This is a genomic window from Streptomyces sp. NPDC026500, assembly GCF_055567635.1.
Genome location: NZ_JBVHQB010000001.1, coordinates 604841 through 624634 on the forward strand (window position 1 = coordinate 604841; position 19794 = coordinate 624634).

19 protein-coding genes are annotated in these 19794 nt (G+C 70.0%); 10 read left to right on the forward strand and 9 right to left on the reverse strand.

Translation table 11 applies throughout. The features are described 5' to 3' along the window. Nucleotides 1-87: 87 nt before the first annotated feature. On the reverse strand, nt 88-1779 hold the full coding sequence (locus ACZ4N5_RS02680; RefSeq protein ID WP_467755303.1) for a bifunctional 3'-5' exonuclease/DNA polymerase: 1692 nt from the start codon (nt 1777-1779) through the stop codon (nt 88-90). A 167-nt stretch (nt 1780-1946) separates the two neighbouring features. Continuing rightward, nucleotides 1947-2738, reverse strand: coding sequence for a Clp protease N-terminal domain-containing protein (locus ACZ4N5_RS02685; RefSeq protein WP_467755304.1), 792 nt, complete (start codon nt 2736-2738; stop codon nt 1947-1949). Between the two features lie 162 nt (nt 2739-2900). Between ACZ4N5_RS02685 and ACZ4N5_RS02690 the strand changes: the two genes are divergently transcribed. Beyond that, nucleotides 2901-4028: a DUF2786 domain-containing protein gene (locus ACZ4N5_RS02690; protein ID WP_467755305.1), complete on the forward strand. Its 1128-nt coding sequence runs from the start codon at nt 2901-2903 to the stop codon at nt 4026-4028. 100 nt (nt 4029-4128) lie between these two features. Here the strand turns inward: ACZ4N5_RS02690 and ACZ4N5_RS02695 are convergent, their stop codons facing one another. Together ACZ4N5_RS02695 and ACZ4N5_RS02700 are read right to left on the reverse strand one after the other, a co-directional pair. Next, on the reverse strand, nt 4129-4686 hold the full coding sequence (locus ACZ4N5_RS02695) for a DUF4232 domain-containing protein (protein WP_467755306.1): 558 nt from the start codon (nt 4684-4686) through the stop codon (nt 4129-4131). Between the two features lie 297 nt (nt 4687-4983). Further along, complete coding sequence (locus ACZ4N5_RS02700) at nt 4984-5490, reverse strand: hypothetical protein (protein ID WP_467755307.1); 507 nt, start codon at nt 5488-5490, stop codon at nt 4984-4986. A 413-nt stretch (nt 5491-5903) separates the two neighbouring features. Between ACZ4N5_RS02700 and ACZ4N5_RS02705 the strand changes: the two genes are divergently transcribed. From ACZ4N5_RS02705 to ACZ4N5_RS02720, 4 genes are all read left to right on the forward strand, one after another. After that, a complete protein-coding gene (locus ACZ4N5_RS02705) occupies nt 5904-6296 on the forward strand; it encodes a VOC family protein (RefSeq protein ID WP_467755308.1) in 393 nt (130 codons plus the stop codon). 232 nt (nt 6297-6528) lie between these two features. Continuing rightward, entirely contained in the window at nt 6529-6948 is a 420-nt protein-coding gene (locus ACZ4N5_RS02710) for an ArsR/SmtB family transcription factor (RefSeq protein ID WP_467755309.1), read from the forward strand. A 185-nt stretch (nt 6949-7133) separates the two neighbouring features. Beyond that, on the forward strand, nt 7134-7595 hold the full coding sequence (locus ACZ4N5_RS02715) for an SRPBCC family protein (RefSeq protein WP_467755397.1): 462 nt from the start codon (nt 7134-7136) through the stop codon (nt 7593-7595). A 205-nt stretch (nt 7596-7800) separates the two neighbouring features. Beyond that, complete coding sequence (locus ACZ4N5_RS02720) at nt 7801-8085, forward strand: DUF397 domain-containing protein (RefSeq protein ID WP_467755310.1); 285 nt, start codon at nt 7801-7803, stop codon at nt 8083-8085. 170 nt (nt 8086-8255) lie between these two features. Here ACZ4N5_RS02720 and ACZ4N5_RS02725 read toward each other — a convergent pair whose 3' ends face one another. Then, on the reverse strand, nt 8256-8777 hold the full coding sequence (locus tag ACZ4N5_RS02725; RefSeq protein WP_467755311.1) for an ATP-binding protein: 522 nt from the start codon (nt 8775-8777) through the stop codon (nt 8256-8258). Nucleotides 8778-9115: 338 nt separating this feature from the next. Between ACZ4N5_RS02725 and ACZ4N5_RS02730 the strand changes: the two genes are divergently transcribed. The 3 genes from ACZ4N5_RS02730 to ACZ4N5_RS02740 all read left to right on the forward strand — a co-directional run bounded on the left by ACZ4N5_RS02730 (nt 9116) and on the right by ACZ4N5_RS02740 (nt 12227). After that, nucleotides 9116-9940 (forward strand): helix-turn-helix domain-containing protein, encoded by an 825-nt coding sequence (locus tag ACZ4N5_RS02730; RefSeq protein ID WP_266765787.1) that lies wholly within the window; start codon nt 9116-9118, stop codon nt 9938-9940. Between the two features lie 145 nt (nt 9941-10085). Then, nucleotides 10086-11546, forward strand: a complete 1461-nt coding sequence (locus ACZ4N5_RS02735) for an aldehyde dehydrogenase family protein (protein WP_467755312.1) — start codon at nt 10086-10088, stop codon at nt 11544-11546. Between the two features lie 132 nt (nt 11547-11678). Continuing rightward, the gene (locus ACZ4N5_RS02740) at nt 11679-12227 is read left to right on the forward strand and encodes a DinB family protein (protein WP_467755313.1); all 549 of its coding nucleotides are present in this window, start codon (nt 11679-11681) and stop codon (nt 12225-12227) included. A gap of 162 nt (nt 12228-12389) precedes the next feature. Here ACZ4N5_RS02740 and ACZ4N5_RS02745 read toward each other — a convergent pair whose 3' ends face one another. After that, entirely contained in the window at nt 12390-13796 is a 1407-nt protein-coding gene (locus tag ACZ4N5_RS02745; RefSeq protein WP_467755314.1) for a glutamate decarboxylase, read from the reverse strand. Between the two features lie 86 nt (nt 13797-13882). After that, nucleotides 13883-15169, reverse strand: coding sequence for an ion channel protein (locus tag ACZ4N5_RS02750; RefSeq protein ID WP_467755315.1), 1287 nt, complete (start codon nt 15167-15169; stop codon nt 13883-13885). 153 nt (nt 15170-15322) lie between these two features. Here ACZ4N5_RS02750 and ACZ4N5_RS02755 point away from each other — a divergent pair, with 153 nt between their 5' ends. After that, nucleotides 15323-16090 (forward strand): MerR family transcriptional regulator, encoded by a 768-nt coding sequence (locus ACZ4N5_RS02755; RefSeq protein WP_467755316.1) that lies wholly within the window; start codon nt 15323-15325, stop codon nt 16088-16090. Nucleotides 16091-16302: 212 nt separating this feature from the next. Here ACZ4N5_RS02755 and ACZ4N5_RS02760 read toward each other — a convergent pair whose 3' ends face one another. Then, a complete protein-coding gene (locus tag ACZ4N5_RS02760; protein WP_467755317.1) occupies nt 16303-16668 on the reverse strand; it encodes a YbjQ family protein in 366 nt (121 codons plus the stop codon). A gap of 139 nt (nt 16669-16807) precedes the next feature. Between ACZ4N5_RS02760 and ACZ4N5_RS02765 the strand changes: the two genes are divergently transcribed. Next, nucleotides 16808-17986 (forward strand): DedA family protein, encoded by a 1179-nt coding sequence (locus ACZ4N5_RS02765; protein ID WP_467755318.1) that lies wholly within the window; start codon nt 16808-16810, stop codon nt 17984-17986. Between the two features lie 46 nt (nt 17987-18032). Here ACZ4N5_RS02765 and ACZ4N5_RS02770 read toward each other — a convergent pair whose 3' ends face one another. After that, nucleotides 18033-19691, reverse strand: a complete 1659-nt coding sequence (locus tag ACZ4N5_RS02770) for a threonine/serine exporter family protein (protein WP_467755319.1) — start codon at nt 19689-19691, stop codon at nt 18033-18035. Nucleotides 19692-19794: the final 103 nt, after the last annotated feature.

Genomic DNA, 19794 nt, shown 5'->3' on the forward strand with positions numbered 1-19794 from the left:
CTGAGGCTGCGTCGACTCCATCGGTGATCTCCCGCGCCGTCCCGCCGGGGATCCGGCACCGGAGGCGCGGAAGGCCGCGCGGACGCGCTATTTCGCGTCCGCGTAACACTGCACGACCGCCGTCGTGAACGGAAACCGCACCGGCGTCTCCCCGAAGGTGAGGCGGCCCGCGAGTTCGGCGGCGTCGCGGATGGCGGCCACCACGATGTCGGCCTCCTCGGCGGGGCAGTGCACGATCACCTCGTCGTGCTGGAAGAAGACCAGTTCGGCGGCGAGTTGGGAGCAGGTGCGGCGCAGTGCCGCCAGCACCAGCAGGGCCCAGTCGGCGGCACTGCCCTGCACGACGAAGTTGCGGGCGAACCGTCCGCGGGCACGGGAGTCGGAGGAGGCGTAACCCGGCACCCAGCCCTGGTCGACGGCGGTGTCGACGGGATCGTCCTGCGGGATGCCCGCCTCTTCCCCGCTGTCGTCGCCCGTCCCGGCCGCCGGAGGGCAGGTCCGCCCCAGCCAGGTCCGCACGAGGCGCCCCTCCTCGCCCGCGCGGGCCGCGTCGTCCACGTAGGCCACGGCCTTGGGGAAACGGCGGCGGAGCAGGGCGAGGTTCTTCAGCCCGTCGCCCGACGTCTGGCCGTAGACGGCGCCGAGCACGGCGAGTTTGGCCTGCGCGCGGTCGCCGGAGAAGGCCCGGTCCGACACCGACTGGTAGAGGTCGCTCTCGCGGCCCGCGACCTCCATCAGGCCGGGGTCGCGCGAGATGGCCGCGAGGACCCGGGGCTCCATCTGGTCGGCGTCGGCGACGACCAGTCGCCAGCCGGGGTCGGCGACGACGGCACGCCGGATCACCTTGGGGATCTGGAGGGCGCCGCCGCCGTTCGTCACCCAGCGTCCGGTGACCGTCCCGCCCGGCAGGTACTCGGGCCGGAACCGCCCGTCGCGCACCCAGTCCTGGAGCCAGGACCAGCCGTGGGCGACCCAGATCCGGTACAGCTTCTTGTGCTCGATCAGCGGCTTCACGGCCGGATGGTCGATCGACTCGATCTCCCACCGCCGGGTGGACTTGACCTTGATCCCGGCCTGGGCGAACGCCTTGACGACGTCGGCCGGCAGATCGGGTCTGACCCGTCTCCCGAAGGCGGCGGACACCTCCTCGGTGAGCTCGGCGAGGCGCCGGGGCTCACCGCCCCCGGTGTACCGCTCGCCGAGCAGTTCGTGCAGCACCTCCCGGTGGACGTCCGCGCTCCACGGCAGCCCCGCCTGGTTCATCTCGGCGGCGACGAGCATCCCCGCGGACTCGGATGCCGTCAGCAGCCGCATCCGCTCCGGGTACGCGGTCGTGTCATGGCGGCGCTGCTGGTCGGCGTAGACCGCGAGGAGATCCGACAGCGGTACGCGCACCGGGCGCGGTTCGAAGAGGGAGGACTGCGAACCGGGCTCGGCGGAACGCTGCGGCGGGTCCGGCGGCACGGGGCCGCCGCGCAGTCTCGCCAGCGCGGCGGCCGCCGACCGGGGCTCGCCGAGCCGCCCCTCATGTCCGAGCAGCAGGGTCTCGGCGGCCTCCATGTCGTAACACCGCTCGACTCGCACCCCCGTGGCGAGCAGTCGCGGGTAGACATCGGCCGTCGACCGCCACACCCACCGGCTCACGTCCGGCCGTGTCCTCACGGCCTCCGCGAGGTCCGCCTCCCGGCGGACCGGTCCCGTGGGCAGCCCGTCCGGGCCGAGGGCGGCGATCTCCGCACCACCGTCCTCGGCCGGCGCGAGAGCCCAGCGCTCGGTCATGCTTCCGAGTCTCGCAGGAGGGTCTGACAATGCCGTCCGGCGACGCGGCCCGCAGCTTGTGAGCCCACCGTGGCCCGTAGTGCGCAGCTCGTAGCCCGTAGCTCGTAGCCCGTGGCGGTGGCCCGTAAGCCCGCAGCCCGTAGTGCGCCGCCGGCCACGGCACTTCCCTATCCGTTCCCCTCGGGGTGCCCGTCCGACGTCCCCTCGGGCTTGCCCTCCGTCTGCGCCTGCGCCTCCGTCCTCTCCTTCACGATCTCTTCGATCATGTGCCCGATGTGCGCCTCGGTCGCCGCCTTGTCGACGCCTGCGCTGCTGAGAACGCCTTCGCCGTTCTCGAACTCCAGCAGGGCGAGCAGGATGTGCTCGGTGCCGACGTAGTTGTGGCCGAGGCGGAGGGCCTCGCGGAAGGTGAGCTCCAGGACCTTCTTGGCGGCCGGGCCGTACGGGACCAGTTCGGGGACCTCGTCGGCGGCGGGCGGGAGCGCGGCGACGGCGGCCTCGCGGACGGCGTCAAGGGAGACGCCCTGCGCCGTGATCGCCCGCGCGCCGAGCGCGTCGGGCTCGCTGAGCAGGCCGAGGACGAGGTGCTCGGGCAGCCCTTCGGTCCCGCCCAGGGCCTTGGACTCGTTGTGCGCGACCATCACGGCCTTGCGGGCCCGCTCGGTGTAGCGGCCGAACCCCTGGCTGGGGTCGAGGTCCGCCTCCGCCTTCGGCACGAACCGCTTCTGCGCGGCCTGCCGGGTGACGCCCATGCTCCTGCCGATGTCGGTCCAGGACGCCCCCGAACGCCGTGCCTGGTCCACGAAGTGCCCGATCAGATGGTCGGCCACGTCGCCCAGGTGATCAGCCGCGATCACCGCGTCCTGGAGCTGGTCGAGCGCGTCGCTGTGCACTTTCTTGATGGCCTCGATGAGGTCGTCGAGTCGCACGGATGCCTTGCCGGGTGGGTTCGTCGTCATGTGTCAACGTTAGGTTGACAGTCTAGAGGGTGTCAACCCGAAGTTGACACTTGGCGTCCCGCGTTCGGCGGCCGATGCGCTGTCCACAGGGTGTGGACGAGCCGACGGCTACAGCGCCAGGCCGTACTCCGGCCCCCGACCGGCCCGTGACACGATCGGGGGATGAGTACGTCCAGCACCGTGGAGCGCGCCTTCGGGGCCGCCCTCTACGCCGACTCCGACGCGGCCCTCGACACCGGCGCCTCCCTGCTCGCCACCGACCCGGCCTCCGACGCCGAACTGGCCCGGCGCGGTGAGGAGTTCGTCGCGGCGGCCTGGCGGCGCGGCTGGCAGCCCGCCGATGTCGTACGGATCGTGCGGCGCGACCTGGACGACGTACACGTACGCCTGGTGACGTCCTTGATCCTCGCGGAGAGCAGGGGCGACCGCTCGCCCCGGGGCGCGCGCTGGGCGGCCCAGCTCGAAGAGCTGGAGGCCGAGCCCCACGACATTCGCACCGACCGCTTCTCCCGCGCCACCGCCGCCCTGGAGCTCTACCGCCTGCTCCTGCGCCTGCCCTCCATCGAGCCGCTGGACCCGCCGAGGGTGCCGGCCACGGTGGCCGCCCCCCGGGAGACGCGCATGCTCACCCGTATCCGCGCCCTGCTCGCGAAGGCGGAGGCGACCGGGTTCCCGGAGGAGGCGGAGGCGCTCAGCGCCAAGGCACAGGAGCTGATGGCGCGGCACAGCATCGACGAGGCGCTGCTCGCGGCCCGGACCCACGCGAAGGACGCGCCCGGCGCCTGCCGTATCGGCGTCGAGCCGCCGTACGAGACGGCCAAGGCCGTGCTCCTGGACGCGGTGGCGGGGGCGAACCGCTGCCGGGCCGTGTGGAACGACGCTCTCTGTTTCTCGACCGTGGTCGGCTTCGAACCCGACCTGGAAGCCGTCGAGCTTCTCTACACCTCGCTCCTTGTGCAGGCCACGGCGGCGATGACGAAGGCGGAGGCGGCGCAGCGTGCGGGCGGCCGCAAGCGTACGAAGACGTTCCGGCAGTCGTTCCTCGCCGCGTACGCGCACCGGATCGGCGACCGGCTCGCGTCGGTCACCGAGGACCAGGTGACCGCCACGGAGGGGGAGTTGCTTCCGGTGCTCGCCGCCCGTGACGTGGCGGTCGCGGACCACCTGGACCAGATGTTCCCGAAAACCGTGACCACCCGGATGCGCGGGGTCACCGACGAGGCCGGATGGCACGAGGGTGCCGCGGCGGCCGACCGGGCGCAGGTCCGGGGTCGACGACCGCTCCCGTGAGGAGCTTGGCCGGTCCCCCAGGTGTCCGGTCGGACCCCCAGTGGTCCGGCCGTTCCCGTACGGGCCCGGCCGTTCCGCAAGCCCGGCGGGTGATCGCTCGTCAGTCGCCCGCGTGCTGGAACGGCGTCACGGAGGCGTTCGGCTCGCTCGCCGAGCCCTTGCCCGCGACCGGGCCGTACGACCACGGGAAGCTCTGCGTCGTGTCGGCGCCGGGCAGGCCGATCTTCAGCGTCTTCACGGCGAGGGTCTTCGCGTCGCCCTCCGCGCCCCGTACGTAGGTGATGGTGAAGGACGCGGTGTCGCCCTTGGCGAGGGTCAGCTGCTCCGGCTCCGCGGACTTGTCCGCGGCGATGTCCGCCGAGGTGTCGCCCGCCTGAACGGAGAGCCCGGGGAAGCCCTTCAGGGTGCACTGGGCGCCCTTGTTGGTGAGGGTGACCGGGATGTTGCCCGTGTCCCCTGCGGCCGTCGCGGCGTTCGCGGGACCGACCTGGATGCCGGCGTCACCGATCACGCAGGCCGCGACGGTGGCCTTCTTCGCGGAGCCGGCCGAATCACCGGATTTCCCGGAACTGCTGGAGCTGCCGGAGCCGCCGCCGTCGCAGGAGGTCAGAGCGAGGGCCGCCGTGAGGACGGTGACGGCGATGGGCAGAGCGCGCATGGGTTCCCCTGGGAGTCGTGACGATGTGCATGGATCATCACGCACTCGGGCCCGCCGAGGTTGCGCGCCCCTGGCCGTTCACCCGCCCGGGACCGATATCGCCCGCTATTGTCCGTGGATCTTCCCCGCACTGTCGTAACGGACCGCCGGATTGGACCGTCCGCCGGAAGGCCGGAAGGCCGGAAGCCTGGATCGCCGGAACGCGCTGACGCGTATGCACTGACGGAAATGCACTGACGGAAATGCGCTGACGGAATGAACCGGCTCCGGGCGTCCAGGCTCGTGAGGTTCGCGGGATCAGGAGCCCAGACCCGCCGTGGGCAGGCCCGTGGGCAGCTTTCCGCCCTCGCTCTTGGTGTACGTCTCCTTGCCGAGGCCGCCCTGCCAGGTGACCTTCAGGGTCGTACCGCTGACGGAGTCGACCATGCCGACGGCGCGCTTCTTGCTGCCGTCCGTACAGGCGAGGCGGATCATCTGCATGCTCGCCTCGTCGGACGTGGTGCCGCTGCACACGGTGCCGCCGGTCGCGAAGAGGCCCGCCTGCTTGCCGTTGATCATGAGGACCACGGCCTTGCCGCCCGCGGTGGTGAGCCAGCTGCCCTGGAGCTTGCCGCCCGCGGGGGGCGTACTTCCGGAGCCGCCGCCCGTACCGGTGCCGTCCGTGGCGGACGCGCTCGGGCTCGCGGACGCGTCCCCGGAGTCGTCGCCCCCGCTGCTGCAACCGGTCAGCACGAGCGCCGCCGCCAGTCCCGCGGTCGCGGCCGCGATACGCGCCTGGCGGGACGGGAAGGTCGCCGTAGTCACTGAAGCCCCCAAGGGTGGGTTGGATGCGGGTCGCCCGAACGATCGCAGCAAGTTACCAGGAGGACCTGGGGGTCCTCGTGGGGAATCCGGCGTGCGTTTGCTCACGGACATTCAACTGGGTCGGGTCGAAAGGGCGGAGGGGTCGGGGACATCCGTCCGCAGGGGGGACTCGAGATGCGCCGTGCGCCGAGACAGGGACCCGGGCGGGGGCCGGGCGCCGACGAGGACCCGAGGCGGGGCCGTGCACCGACGGGGCCGGAGGCTTTACACCGGCGAGGGCTGGAGGCGGTGCACCGACGGGGCCGGAGGCCTTACACCGGCGAGGGCTGGAGGCGGTGCACTGGCGGCGGGCTCTATAGGTAGGAGATTTCCTACGATTGACGCGTAGGGAATCTCCTACCTATGCTGGCTCCATGAACATCACCCACGCCTCCTTCGTCACGCTGCCCGTCGCCGACCAGGACCGGGCCCTGCGCTTCTACACGGACGTCCTCGGCTTCGAGGTCACTGCCGACCTGGACATGCCGCCCGGCCGGTGGCTCCAGGTGGCGCCCGCGGGGGCGCAGACCGTCTTCACTCTCTCGGGTCCGGGCATGGGGAGTTTCACGCCCGGCGAGACCCGGGGGATCATGTTGGTCACGACCGATGTCGACGCCGACTGCGCGCGGCTCGCCGCCGCGGGTGTCGCGGTGGAGGGTCCCGACGACCTCCCCTGGGGCCGCATGGCCTCGTTCCGCGACCGGGACGGCAACGGTCTGATGCTGATCACGGAGAAGGCTCCGGGGACGGCCTCGGAGCAGGAGTGAAGGGTGTGAGCGCGCCATGACGGGGACCAGGGCCGGGACCCGAGTCGGAGCCGGGACCGGGTCGGAAGCCGACCCGGAGATCGGAGCCGGGTCCGGCCCGGAAGCCGGGTCCGGGCCGGAAGCGGGGGCCGGCCCGGAAGCCGGGGCCGGGCCGGAAGCCGGGGCCGGGCCGGAAGCCGGGGCCGGGCCGGTGGCAGTGACCCGTCCGGGACGAGTAGCCCGGACCGGACCAGTGGTTGAGGCCGAACCGGAAACCGGAGCGCTCGCCGGAGCACTCGCCGGCGACGGAGCTCCCGCCGGGGTCCCCGCCGAAACTCCCACCGCCCGCGAGGACCAGCTCTTCGCCGCTCTCGCCAACGCCACCCGTCGTGAGGTGCTCCGGCTGCTGCGCGAGCAGGGGCCTCAGCCCGTTCAGGCCCTGGCCGACCACTTCGCCATGCGCCGCCCCAGCCTCTCGGAACACCTCAAGGTGCTCCGGGAGGCCGGACTCGTGTCCGAGGAGCGCGCGGGCCGACAGCGGATCTACCGCCTGGAGGCCGCCCCGCTCGCCGACGTACAGGACTGGCTCCATCCGTACGAGCGGTTCTGGCGCGACAGGCTGAGGGGTCTCGGCGATCTCCTGGACCGCATGCCCGACGATGCCGAGACATGAACCACGACCCGCAAGGCGCGAACCACGACCCGCACGGCGCCAACCCAGAACCGCAAGGCACGAACCGTGAACCGCAAGGTGCGAGCCATGCCCCGCACGGCATGAACCCCGACCCGCACGGCACGAACTCCGGTCCAGAGGGCACGAACCCTGGCGCAGAGGGCGTGAACCCCGGTCCGCAAGGCCTGGACCCTGTGGCCGAGGACGACCTCACGACCATCCGCGTCGATCAGTTCCTGCCGCATCCGCCCGCCAAGGTCTGGCGTGCGCTCACCGAGCCCGAGCTGCTCGCGCAGTGGCAGATGCCGGGGTCCGAGGACTTCCGGCTCGAAGTCGGCCACCGGTACACGCTGACCGCGGTCCCCCGCCCCAACGCGAACTTCTCCGGCACGGTTGACGTGCGCGTTCTCGCCTATGAGCCGCAGCGGATGCTGAGCGTCCGGTGGGCGGACGCGACCGCGGCCCGTCCTGCGGACTGGACCATTACCTGGACACTGGAACAGGAAGGGCGCGGTACGCGTCTCTTCCTAGTACACGAGGGATTCGATCCGGACGATCCCGCACAGATGATGGCGCGGAAGATCATGGACGGGGGCTGGAGGTCGCATGTGATGCGATCTCTGGGGAATGCGCTGGACCAGATGTAGTTCGTCCCGCACTCCGGTGAGCTGCAGACCGTAGTCGGGCGGACGACAGCCGGTAGTCAAGGACCGGTAAAAGCTGTAACCGCAGGACCACCCCGTGTGCACGTGCATCTGCCCATGCATCTGCACATGAACAGAGCTATGATCCGAGTCAGTTGACTACTGCATCTATGGCCACCTCAGCCACTGCACGACCGGGGAGCGACCTGTGGACCACGACGTGTTCGACGTGGATGACGTGTACAACGGTATGGCTGAATTCGTGCACAACGGCATGGCTGCGACCGAGCTGGACGGCGTCGCCTGGCAGAAGAGCCGGCACAGCAACTCGCAAGGTTCCTGCGTGGAGTTCGCGCGGCTGCCCGGCGGTGACGTGGCCGTGCGGAACTCGCGGTTCCCCGAGGGACCCGCGCTCGTCTACACGCGCGCCGAGATCGAGGCGATGCTGCTGGGCATCAAGGACGGCGAGTTCGATCACCTGATCGCCGGCTGACGGCCGTGATCGTGAGCCGTCCGCAATGGGCCGGTCGCGGGAGAGCCGGTCACGGCATGGGTGGCTGTGGGAAGGCCGCCTGCGGGAAGGGTGACGTCAACCGAGGGTGAGCGTCACGCAGCGTTCTGTAACGCGCGTAGAACCGCGGCGCCAAAAGGCGCCGCGGTTCGTCATTCGGAGGGGAGCGCGGCCGTCCCCGGCTGGGACCCCAGCCGGAACAGCGCCCATACGACCTTGCCGCTGAGTGTTCCGGCGAGCGGGTGCCAGCCCCAGCTGTCCGAGAACGAGTCGACCAGGAAGAGGCCGCGCCCCGACTCCGCCGCGAAGTCGTCCGAGTCGCCGGCGACCGGACTTTCGTGGCTGGGGTCGCGTACGGCGCACACCAGACGTGAGGTCCACCGCATCAAGTGCAGCCGTACGGGCGGCCCTTGATCGTCCTTGCGGGGCGTGTCCGAGGGCAGCGCGTGCCGCAGGGCGTTGGTGACGAGCTCGGAGACCACCAGGCAGACGTCGTCGAAACGGTCGCCGATCTCCCACTGGTCCAGCGTTCCTCGGGTGAACTGGCGGGCCTCGCGCACCGCTTCGTAGCGGGCGGGCAGGGCGCACGAGGCGGCGCTGGACACGGCCGCGGGATCGAGAGGCGGAAGTCCCTGCCGTAAGGGTTCGAGCATGGTCGATCCATTCGTCCCCATGCGAGGCACTCCCGGGTGTTCGCGGTCGTTGCGATGCAGCGGTGGCGCGAGGACCATGGTTCCGAATGCGTACAGCAGATGCAAGGGCAGATGCACGTGCACGCGCCCGAATTGGACCTTCCTCTCCTACTTCTTGCTCATTTCTTCCGTCACCTTATTCTCAGTTGTTGACGCTCCACTGGTCTTTTTCTGTGCTCCACCTTTGGCTACTTTCCGTTTCCGTAACTGAACGAGTACTGCTTGAAGTGTTTTAGTGGCAGACTTCGGCGTCTGGAAGACGGTTGGGGAGGCTGACGAACGTGAGCGCTGGTGAGTCGAGCGGCTCGGTGGTGCGGCGCATGCTGCTGGGGTCACATCTGCGGCGCCTGCGTGAGGCGCGTGGCATCACCCGTGAAGCGGCCGGTTACTCGATCCGCGCCTCCGAATCGAAGATCAGCCGCATGGAGTTGGGAAGGGTGAGCTTCAAGACGCGCGACGTCGAGGACCTGCTGACGCTCTACGGCATCAACGACGAAGCCGAGCGCACCTCCCTTGTCTCGCTCGCCAAGGAGGCCAACGTCGCGGGCTGGTGGCACAGTTACTCCGACGTCCTGCCCTCCTGGTTCCCCACCTATGTCGGTCTCGAAGGCGCGGCCCACCTGATCCGGGTGTACGAAGTGCAGTTCGTGCACGGCCTGTTGCAGACCGAGGCCTACGCCCACGCGGTCGTCCGGCGTGGGATGAAGGGTGCCTCCGCCGCCGACGTCGACCGGCGCGTGGCCCTGCGCCTGGAGCGCCAGAAGTACCTCGTCTCCGAGAACGCCCCCGAGTTCCACATCGTCCTCGACGAGGCCGCGCTGCGCCGCCCGTACGGCGACCGCGAGGTGATGCGCGGACAGCTCCAGCATCTGATCGAGGTCTCGGAGCAGCCCAACGTACGGCTTCAGGTCATGCCGTTCAGCTTCGGCGGGCACTCCGGTGAGAGCGGCTCCTTCACCATCCTGAGCTTCCCGGAGTCCGACCTGTCGGACGTGGTCTACCTGGAGCAGCTCACCAGCGCGCTCTACCTGGACAAGCGCGAGGACGTCACCCAGTACGAGAGCGCGCTCAAGCAGTTGCAGCAGGACAGCCCGGGGCCGTCCGAGAGCCGCGATCTGCTGCGGGGGCTGCTTCAGCTCTCCTGAGAGCGTCCACAGACTTCCCCGGACTTCTCTGGTCTCCTTCAACTCCCTTGAAACACAAGTACGATGACGTGTGATCAGACCGTGATCGGATGTCTGCTGACCCGGGCCAAGGACTGCCTCGGCAGCACAGGGATTGAGGGAGCACATGTCGTCCTACTTCACCGACCTGGCCCAGCAGTACATCGACGGCGAGTGGCGTCCGGGAACGGGCTCCTGGGACATCATCGACTTCAACCCGTACGACGGCGAGAAGCTGGCGTCGATCACGATAGCCACGGTCGACGAGGTCGATGAGGCCTACCGCGCCGCCGAGCGCGCCCAGAAGAAGTGGGGCGCGACGAACGCGTACGCGCGCCGCGCGGTCTTCGAGAAGGCCCTCGCCGTCATCGACGAGCGCGAGGCGGAGATCTCCGAGGTGATCATCGCCGAGCTCGGCGGCACCCGCCTCAAGGCGGCCTTCGAGCTGCACCTCGTCCGGGAGTTCCTGCGCGAGTCGGTCCAGCTGGCGCTGCGCCCCGAGGGGAAGATCATCCCCTCGCCGGTCGACGGCAAGGAGAACCGCCTCTACCGCGTCCCGGTCGGCGTCGTGGGTGTCATCAGCCCCTTCAACTTCCCCTTCCTGCTGTCGATCAAGTCCGTCGCGCCGGCCCTCGCGCTCGGCAACGGCGTGGTCCTGAAGCCGCACCAGAACACCCCGATCGTCGGCGGCTCCCTGGTCGCCAAGATCTTCGAGGACGCGGGCCTGCCCGGCGGTCTCCTCAACGTCGTCATCACCGATATCGCCGAGATCGGCGACGCCTTCATCGAGCACCCGGTCCCCAAGGTCATCTCCTTCACCGGCTCCGACAAGGTCGGCCGGCACGTCGCCACGGTCTGCGCCGCGAACTTCAAACGCTCGGTGCTCGAACTGGGCGGCAACAGTGCCCTGGTGGTCCTGGAGGACGCGGACATCGACTACGCGGTCGACGCGGCGGTCTTCAGCCGCTTCGTCCACCAGGGTCAGGTCTGCATGGCCGCGAACCGTGTCCTCGTGGACCGGTCGATCGAGGCGGAGTTCACCGAGAAGTTCGTCGCCAAGGTCGGGACGCTGAAGACCGGCGATCCGAGCGACCCGCAGACGGTCATCGGTCCGGTCATCAACTCCTCCCAGGCGGACGTGCTTTCCACCGTGGTCGAGCAGGCGATCGCGGAAGGCGCCACCGCGCTGCTGCATGGCACGACCACGGACAACATGGTCGAGCCCTCCGTCCTGACCGGCGTCCCCGCCGACTCGGACCTGCTCCGGCAGGAGATCTTCGGCCCGGTCGTCTTCCTCGTCCCGTTCGACGGGGAGGAAGAGGCGGTCCGGATCGTCAACGACACCCCGTACGGACTCTCCGGCGCCGTCCACACGGCCGACATCGAGCGCGGCGTGAACTTCGCCAAGCAGATCGACACCGGCATGTTCCACGTCAACGACGGCACCGTCCACGACGAACCCCTCGTCCCCTTCGGCGGTGAGAAGCACTCGGGCATCGGCCGCCTGAACGGTGAGACGACGGTCGACTCCTTCACCACGACGAAGTGGATCTCGGTGCAGCACGGGCGGAGCCGCTTCCCCTTCTGACCGTTCCACCCTTTCCGACACGCCTTCGCGTGATCGTTCAGCGTGCCCGGACCCTTGCGGACAGAACCTGACCGCAAGGGTCCGTAGCGTCATCGGTGTCAGTCAGGCGGACCCGATGAAAGGCGGCCGGTCATGGTCACGCATGTGCGAGCGGAAGAGCAGGGCGACGAGCGCGGGGCACTGCTCGCCTTCATCGAGGAGCAGCGCGGCGGTATCCGCCGGTCGCTGCTCGGGCTGACCGAGGAACAGGCCGCGAGCAGGCCGAGCGCCAGTGAACTCTCCCTTTCGGGGCTGCTCAAGCATGTCGCCGAGGTCGAGCAGGGCTGGGTGGCCCGCGCCAAGGGCGAGTCGCCCGCGGTGAAGCGGGACGAGTCGAACTGGCACGAGTGCTTCGTCCTCGCCGACGGCGAGACGGTTGCCTCGCAGCTCGCGTACTGGGAGAAGGTCGCCGCCGAGACGGAGGCTTTCCTGCGCGCGGTGCCGAGCCTCGACGACACCTTCGCGCTCCCGAACGATCCCTGGTTCCCGCCCGACGCCCGCGTCTCGATGCGCTGGCTGGCCCTCCACCTGATCCGCGAGACGGCTCGCCACGCCGGGCACGCCGACATCATCCGCGAGTCCCTGGACGGCAAGACGGCTTTCGAGCTGGTCGCACAGGAACAGGGCACCTCTTGGGGCTGAGGTCCCCACGCCCGAGGCCGGACGCCCGAGGCCGGACGGCCTGCGGCGGGACGGCCCGCCGGCGATTCGACCCCTCGTACTCGGCGCGGCCCTGCGTTCGCCGCCACCCACCGCTCGCGGCTCCTCCCGGAGAGCCGCGAGCGGTCCGGCGCGACAGCCGACCTAGTGGTGGAAACTCGTCGCCGCGTCCCTGTCATGGGTCATCGGACCCGGCTGGCGGCGCAGTTCGGGCAGCAGCTGGGACAGGTTCTCGATGAAGAGGTCGGCGAGGTCCGACGAGAAGCCGTTGCGGCAGACCACGCGCAGCACGGACAGGTCCTGGCGGTTCTCGGGGAAGGTGTACGCGGGCAGCAGCCAGCCGTTCTCGCGCATTCTCCTGGACACGTCGAAGACGTCGTACGCGGTCACCTCGGGCGCCGTGGTGAAGGCGAACACCGGCAGCTCGTCGCCCCGGGTGATGAGGCGGAAGTCGCCCAGACACTCGATGCGTTCGGCGAGCGAGCGTGCCACGTCCCGGGTCGTCTGCTGCACGGCCCGGAAGCCCTCGCGGCCCAGCCGCAGGAACGTGTAGTACTGCGCGACGACCTGCGCTCCCGGGCGGGAGAAGTTGAGCGCGAAGGTCGGCATGTCGCCGCCCAGGTAGTTCACCCGGAAGACCAGTTCCTCCGGCAGCTCGGCCGCCGTCCGCCACAGCGCCCAGCCGACACCCGGGTAGACCAGGCCGTACTTGTGCCCCGAGGTGTTGATCGACGACACCCTGGGCAGCCGGAAGTCCCAGACCAGGTCCTCGTCGAGGAAGGGCGCGATCATCGCCCCGGACGCGCCGTCGACGTGGACCGGGATGTCGAGGCCGGTGCGGTCCTGGAGCTGGTCCAGCGCCGCGCACAGCTCCTCGATCGGTTCGTACGACCCGTCGAAGGTGGAGCCGAGGATGCCGACGACCCCGATGGTGTTCTCGTCGCACAGCTCGGCCGCGGCCTGGGGGTCGAGGTGGAACCGGTCGCCCTCCATGGGGACCTGGCGGGCCTCGACCTCCCAGAAGTTGCAGAACTTCTCCCAGCACACCTGGACGTTCACGCCCATGACGAGGTTGGGCCGGGCACCGGGGTAGCGGTCCGCGTTGCGTTGCGTCCAGCGCCGCTTCAGCGCCATCCCGGCGAGCATGCACGCCTCGCTCGACCCGGTCGTCGAACATCCCACCGCGGCCGACGGATCCGGCGCGTTCCACAGGTCGGCGAGCATCGCCACGCAGCGCCGCTCCAGCTCGGCCGTGCGGGGGTACTCGTCCTTGTCGATCATGTTCTTGTCCCGGCACTCCGCCATCAGGACCCCGGCCTGCGGTTCCATCCAGGTGGTGACGAACGTGGCCAGGTTCAGCCGGGAGTTCCCGTCCAGCATGAGCTCGTCGTGGACGAGCTGGAGCGCGGTCGTGGGTGGGAGCGGGCCCTCCGGGAGGCGGTGCTTCGGTGGCGCCTCGACCATGCCGCTGACCGGATTGGTCTCGCCGTAGAACGGATTGACGGAGAGCGGGCGGTCATCGGGCTTCTGGTGGCCCTGATGGAGCGGCATGGCTTCTCCCAACGCTTCAGCGGGACGGCGCGTCCCTTTGGTCCATCCGGTTCATCCGGTTCATCGGATGAGGGCTGCCCGGCGGTTCACCGGATCGGGCTTCCGTCCTCGTGCAGTTGCATCTGCGGCCGTCCGGTCACCAGCAGCCAGGCCGGCAGGGAGGCGATGCAGAGCAGGGCGATGATCGTGGGCGAGGACACCAGGACAGCGGCCGTGAACAGGCTCACCCAGCCCTGCCGGGTGGTCGCGAGGAGCATGCCCAGCACCCCCGCGGCCAAGCCCAGCGACGCCGGGACCGACGACACGAGCGCGTGGGCGCACAGACCGAACGCGGCACCGATGAAGACGGCAGGGAAGATCCGGCCGCCCCGGAACCCGCAGGACGCCGCGACGACCAGCGCGGCCAGCTTCACCCCGCCCATCAGCGCGTACCGGCCCGCCGAATAGCCGTCCGGGTTCCGGGCCATCTCGGCGACCTGGTCCAGGCCTTTGAACAGCGTCAGCGGCCCGCCCAGACAGCCCAGCAGGCCGAGGACGAGCCCGCCGACGGGGAGCGCCACCATGGGATGGCGCAGGAGTGAGAACACCTTGTGGACGTAGGGGAAGGCGCGGACCCCGGCCATGCCGAGCACCGCCGTCACGGAGGCGATCACCAGCGCGGACAGCACATCGGCCCAGCCGGGAGTGCCGAGCGGGGGCAGATCGAGGTCGAAGCTCGCGTGTCCCAGCAGTGCCGTGGTCATCGAGCCCACCGAGGCCGCCGTCAGCGGCGCGAAGAGGTTGTCCCACAACAGTCCCTTCACCTGCCGCCCGGCGAGCGCCTCGGAGATGACCAGCGCCGCCGCGACCGGCGTACCGAACAGGGCGCCGATCGTCCCCGCCTCGGCCAGCATCACCCACAACGGGCCGGGCGCCGCGGGCGCGAACCTGCGGCCCGCCCAGAACGCCAGCGCGACGTTGGTGGCGATGATCGGGTTCTCGGGGCCGAGGCTCGGGCCGCCCGCCAGCATCAGCGCGGTCGCCACCAGCAGTCCGGGCAGGATGAAGAGCGCCATCGGCTCCGCCTGGAGCCCCACGGTGGCCGGGTCGGGGCCCGCGTGCCCCGGCGCCTTCCACACCACCAGACCGACCAGGATGCCGGTGGTGGTGAGCATGACGATCATCCAGAGCGAGGAGTAGCCGCCGATGCCGAGCGCGTCCGGCAGGTCCGTCCAGAGAACGTCCTTGAGCTGGTCGGCCAGCTTGCTCACGCCCACGTAGAGAAGGGCCGATACCGCGCCGACGACCACGGACGGAAGGAACAGCGGCAGCAGAGTCCGTGCGGGCGTCGCCCGGGTGAGGGCCGGTCCCGGGGGAGCCGCTTCGTGGGTCACGGGCTCACCCTAAGCGCGCGAAACGGACATAACATCCCGAGCGTCGTCGCCGGACCGATCTCGAGCGTCGACGGCCGGACCCGTGGACTTCGGACTTGCACCTCACGTCACGTCAGGCCTCATCGTGAAGGGCGTACCGAGGAAGGAGCGGAAGTGAGCTACTCAGTGGGCCAGGTCGCCGGATTCGCCGGAGTCACGGTGCGCACGCTGCACCACTACGACGAGATCGGTCTGCTCGCGCCCGGCGAACGCAGCCATGCGGGTCATCGGCGCTACAACGACGCCGACCTCGACCGGCTGCAGCAGATCCTGTTCTACCGAGAGCTCGGCTTCCCGCTCGACGAGGTCGCCGCCCTGCTCGACGACCCGGAAGCGGACCCGCGCGCGCATCTGCGCCGCCAGCACGACCTGCTGACCGCCCGGATCGAGAAGCTGCAGAAGATGGCCGCGGCCGTGGAGCACGCCATGGAGGCACGCACGATGGGCATCAACCTCACGCCCGAGGAGAAGTTCGAGGTCTTCGGGGACAAGGACCCGGAGGCGCACGCGGAGGAGGCCGAGCGCCGCTGGGGCGGCACGGACACCTACGCCGAGTCGCAGCGCCGCACCGCCCGCTACACCAAGGACGACTGGAGGCGCATGCAGGCCGAGGTGGCCTCCTGGGGCGAGCGGTACGACGCCCTGATGGAGGCCGGGGAGCGGCCGGACGGCGAGCGGGCCATGGACATGGCCGAGGAGCACCGGCAGCACGTCACCAAATGGTTCTACGCGTGCACCTACGAGATCCACCAGGGGCTCGGTGACATGTACGTCGCCGACGAGCGGTTCAAGGAGTTCTACGACTCCAGGCGGCCGGGGCTGGCCGAGCACCTGAGGGACGCGATCACCGCGAACGTCGCCCGGCACTCCCGCGAAGCCTGATCCAGGGGGCGTCCGTGACGGCGACGGGCGCCGGTCCGGCCGAGTGCCGTTCGCGCCGGCGATGCCGTCCGAACCGGTGACCCGCGTGGGCGGTGCCGTCGGTATCGGTGACCCACGCGGGCCGTGGCGTCGGTATCCGTGAACCGCGCAGACAGTGTCGTCGGCACAGGTAAGGGGCGTCCGCCTTTGCGGGCGCCCCTTACCTGCGCGCGCTACTCCTTGGCCAGGACCACGGCCGTGCCGTAGGCGCACACCTCCGTGCCCACGTCCGCCGCCTCCGACACGTCGAAGCGGAACATCAGCACGCCGTTGGCGCCACGCGCGCGTGCCTGCTCGACGAGCCGCTCCATGGCCTGGTTGCGGGTCTCCACCAGCGTCTTGGTGAGTCCCTTGAGCTCACCGCCGATCATCGACTTCAGGCCCGCGCCGATCTGGCTGCCCAGATGACGCGAGCGCACGGTGAGGCCGAAGACCTCGCCGATGACCTGCTCGACGCGATGGCCGGGAACGTCGTTCGTCGTGACGACCATGACGTCCGCGTGGGGACCCTGGCCGCCGCCGTATTCATCGATGCCCATGGTCCACAGCTTTGTCCCAGTCGTCGCACAGTGCATCCTGGAGTCACGGGTGGAACCTGGAGTGGACACATTGCGTTGATAGCTTTGGCCGCCGTACAGGACCGCCGCACCTCCCTTCACCCCTCAGGAGCCCGGAACCGTGATGACGCTTGCCCTCGGTCCCAGCTGGCTGGATCCGAACACGCTCCTGGACAACTACGGCATCTGGGGCCTGCTGCTGGTCGTCTTCGCCGAGTCCGGCCTGCTCATCGGCTTCTTCCTGCCGGGTGACTCGCTGCTGTTCACCTGTGGTCTGCTGATCGCCACAGGCGCGATGGACTTCCCGCTGTGGGCGGCGATCCCGCTGATCTGTCTCGCCGCGGTCCTCGGCGACCAGGCGGGCTACCTCTTCGGCAAGAAGGTCGGGCCCTCGCTCTTCACCCGCCCGAACTCCCGCCTGTTCAAGCAGGAGAACGTGGTCAAGGCCAACGAGTTCTTCGAGAAGTACGGGCCCAAGTCCCTGGTGCTGGCCCGCTTCGTGCCCGTCGTGCGCACGTTCACGCCGATCATCGCCGGCGTCAGCGGCATGAAGTACCGCCCCTTCCTCACCTTCAACGTCATCGGCGGCGTGATGTGGGGCGCGGGCGTCACGCTGCTCGGCTCCTGGCTCGGCAAGATCGAGTTCGTCAACAAGAACATCGAGCTGATCCTGATCCTGATCGTGCTCGTCTCGGTGGTCCCGATCTTGATCGAGTTCCTGCGCGCCCGTTCCCAGGCCAAGAAGAACCCGCCCCAGGAGCCCGTCCCGGCGCAGCCCGCGGCCGCCCACACCCGTTCCGCCGCGCCCGTCATGGACGACGCGACCAGGCCGCTGCGCGTGCCGCCGGTCCACGAGGGCCAGGACCCGTCGTACGGCAGCCAGGGCCACGGCCGGACGTACGGGGACCAGGGCCACGGCCAGTCGTACGGCGATCAGGGCCACGACCAGTCGTACGGGAACCAGGAGCAGGACCAGTCGTACGGGAACCAGGGGAACGACGCTTACGGGAACCAGGGGAACGACGCTTACGGGAACCAGGGCCAGGGCTACGGCCATCAGGGCAACGGCTACCCGCCCCAGCAGCAGTACCAGCAGCCCCAGCAGACGTACCAGCAGCCGTACGGCTCGGACCAGGACTACGGCTACGACCAGCAGCAGTACGACCAGGGTTACCAGCAGGGCTACGACCAGGGCCAGGCCCACCCGCCGCAGCAGCACCCCCAGCAGCACCCCCAGGGCCACCCGCAGCAGCGGTACAGCTCGGAGTACCCCTACGGCCAGGGCCCCACGCAGAACTGAGCCGCCCGCCCGGTCCTCCGTGGACCGGGCTTCCTGGAACCGGGCCTCAGAACCCGCGTGTCCGCTTGGCGGCCCGCCGCCCGCCGGCGGAGCCGCCCGGCAGGCGCAGGAACAGCCGCGAGATCTCCGAACCCAGGTTCACGCCGATCGCGATGGCCATGGCGAGGGCCGCCGCCTTGGTGAGAGACACCAGGCCCTTGTCGACCTCGTTCTGGGCGATCGACAGCAGTCCGAAGTAGGTCGCCGAACCGGGCAGCAGGGGCCCGATCGCGGCCGTCGTGTACGGCAGCGCGGACGCGAACCGGTAGCGCGAGAGCAGCTGCCCGAAGAGGCCCACCAGGCCCGCGGCGACGGCCGTGGAGGCCACCGGCGAGAGGCCGCCCGCGTAGTGCATCGCCCCGTACACCGACCAGGCCACGCCTCCGTTGAGGGTCACCGCGAGGACGGTGGATCGTTCCTGCTGGAGCAGGATCGCGAAGGTGAGCGACAGCAGCATGGACGCGGCGATCTGGATCAGCGGCCGCTCGGAGATGCTCAGCCCCGCGTCCGGGTTGAGCTGCGTGCCCAGCTTCACGCCGAAATAGAGCACCAGCAGGACGCCGGAGACGATCCCCACGAAGAAGTACATGACTTCGAGCAGCCGCGCGGACGCGGTGATGTAGAAGCCGGTCAGCCCGTCCTGCACCCCCGCGACGAGGGCCCGCCCCGGCAGCAGCGCGAAGAGCCCACCGGTGATCACCGCGGAGGCGTTCACATCGACGTGCGCCAGCGTGAGCGCGACCCCTATCGCGGCCGGCGGCATCGCGGCCACCGTGAACTGGTAGAACTCCGGCAGCCCGCGTCCCGCGCACAGCCACGCGAGCCGGTCGCCCAGCATCGCGCCGAGCGCCGCGGCGACGAACACGATCGCGTCACCGCCGACGAGCACGGAGGCCGCACCGGCGAGCAGTCCGCCGGAGGCGGTCAGTACCCAGCCGGGATACGGGTGCCGGTTGCGCCGGATCTCCGCGAGCCGCCCGTAGGCCTCCTCCAGGGAGATCGCGGTCTCCGGGTCGCTCAGGTCGTCGACGAGCCGGAAGACGGCCGCCAGGCGCGTGTAGTCGGTGCCCCGGCGGCGCACGGTCCGTGACGCCGTCACCGGGTCGTCCACCAGGGACGGCTGGTGCGAGATCGACAACAGGGTGAAGGTGACGTTCGGCTCGCAGCGGTCAAGACCGTAGGAGCGGCAGACCGCGAACATCGCCGTCTCCACGTCCTCGGCGCCCTCACCGCCCGCGAGCAGCAGTTCGCCGATGCGCAGGGTCAGGTCGAGGACGCGCGGGACGGCGGGCCCCGACTCGTCCTCCTTGTGCACGGGTTCGGGCGCGGGTCGCTCGGTCACCGGCATGCGCAGCATCGTGCGCATCCGGTCCTGCCACGGCGCGTCCTTCGTCAGGCTGACCAAGGGGATGCCGGTCGCCGGTGTGAAGGCGGGCGGCGCCTGCTTGGCGCTGTAGGTGCGCGGCGTGCTGAACGCCGAGCCTCCCTGCTCGGGCCCGGCATGCTGGGGTGCGTCGAGACCCACGGGCAGCGCGAACTCCGATGTCGTCGAAGACTCCTCGTCGGCCGCCGCCGCCCCCGGCGCCGCCACACCGGCGGGCGGGCTGAAAGCACTCCTCGCCTCGTCCGACTGCGGCTTGCGGTCTTCCGCTTCCGGGTCCGCCACCAACTCCAGCCTCGCCTTTCGCGTCTGTGTGGTTCTCCTTCTTGCCTTCCGTATGCCTCAGTATGCGTACGGACGCACGAACGGGCCGCGCGACCCCCATGGG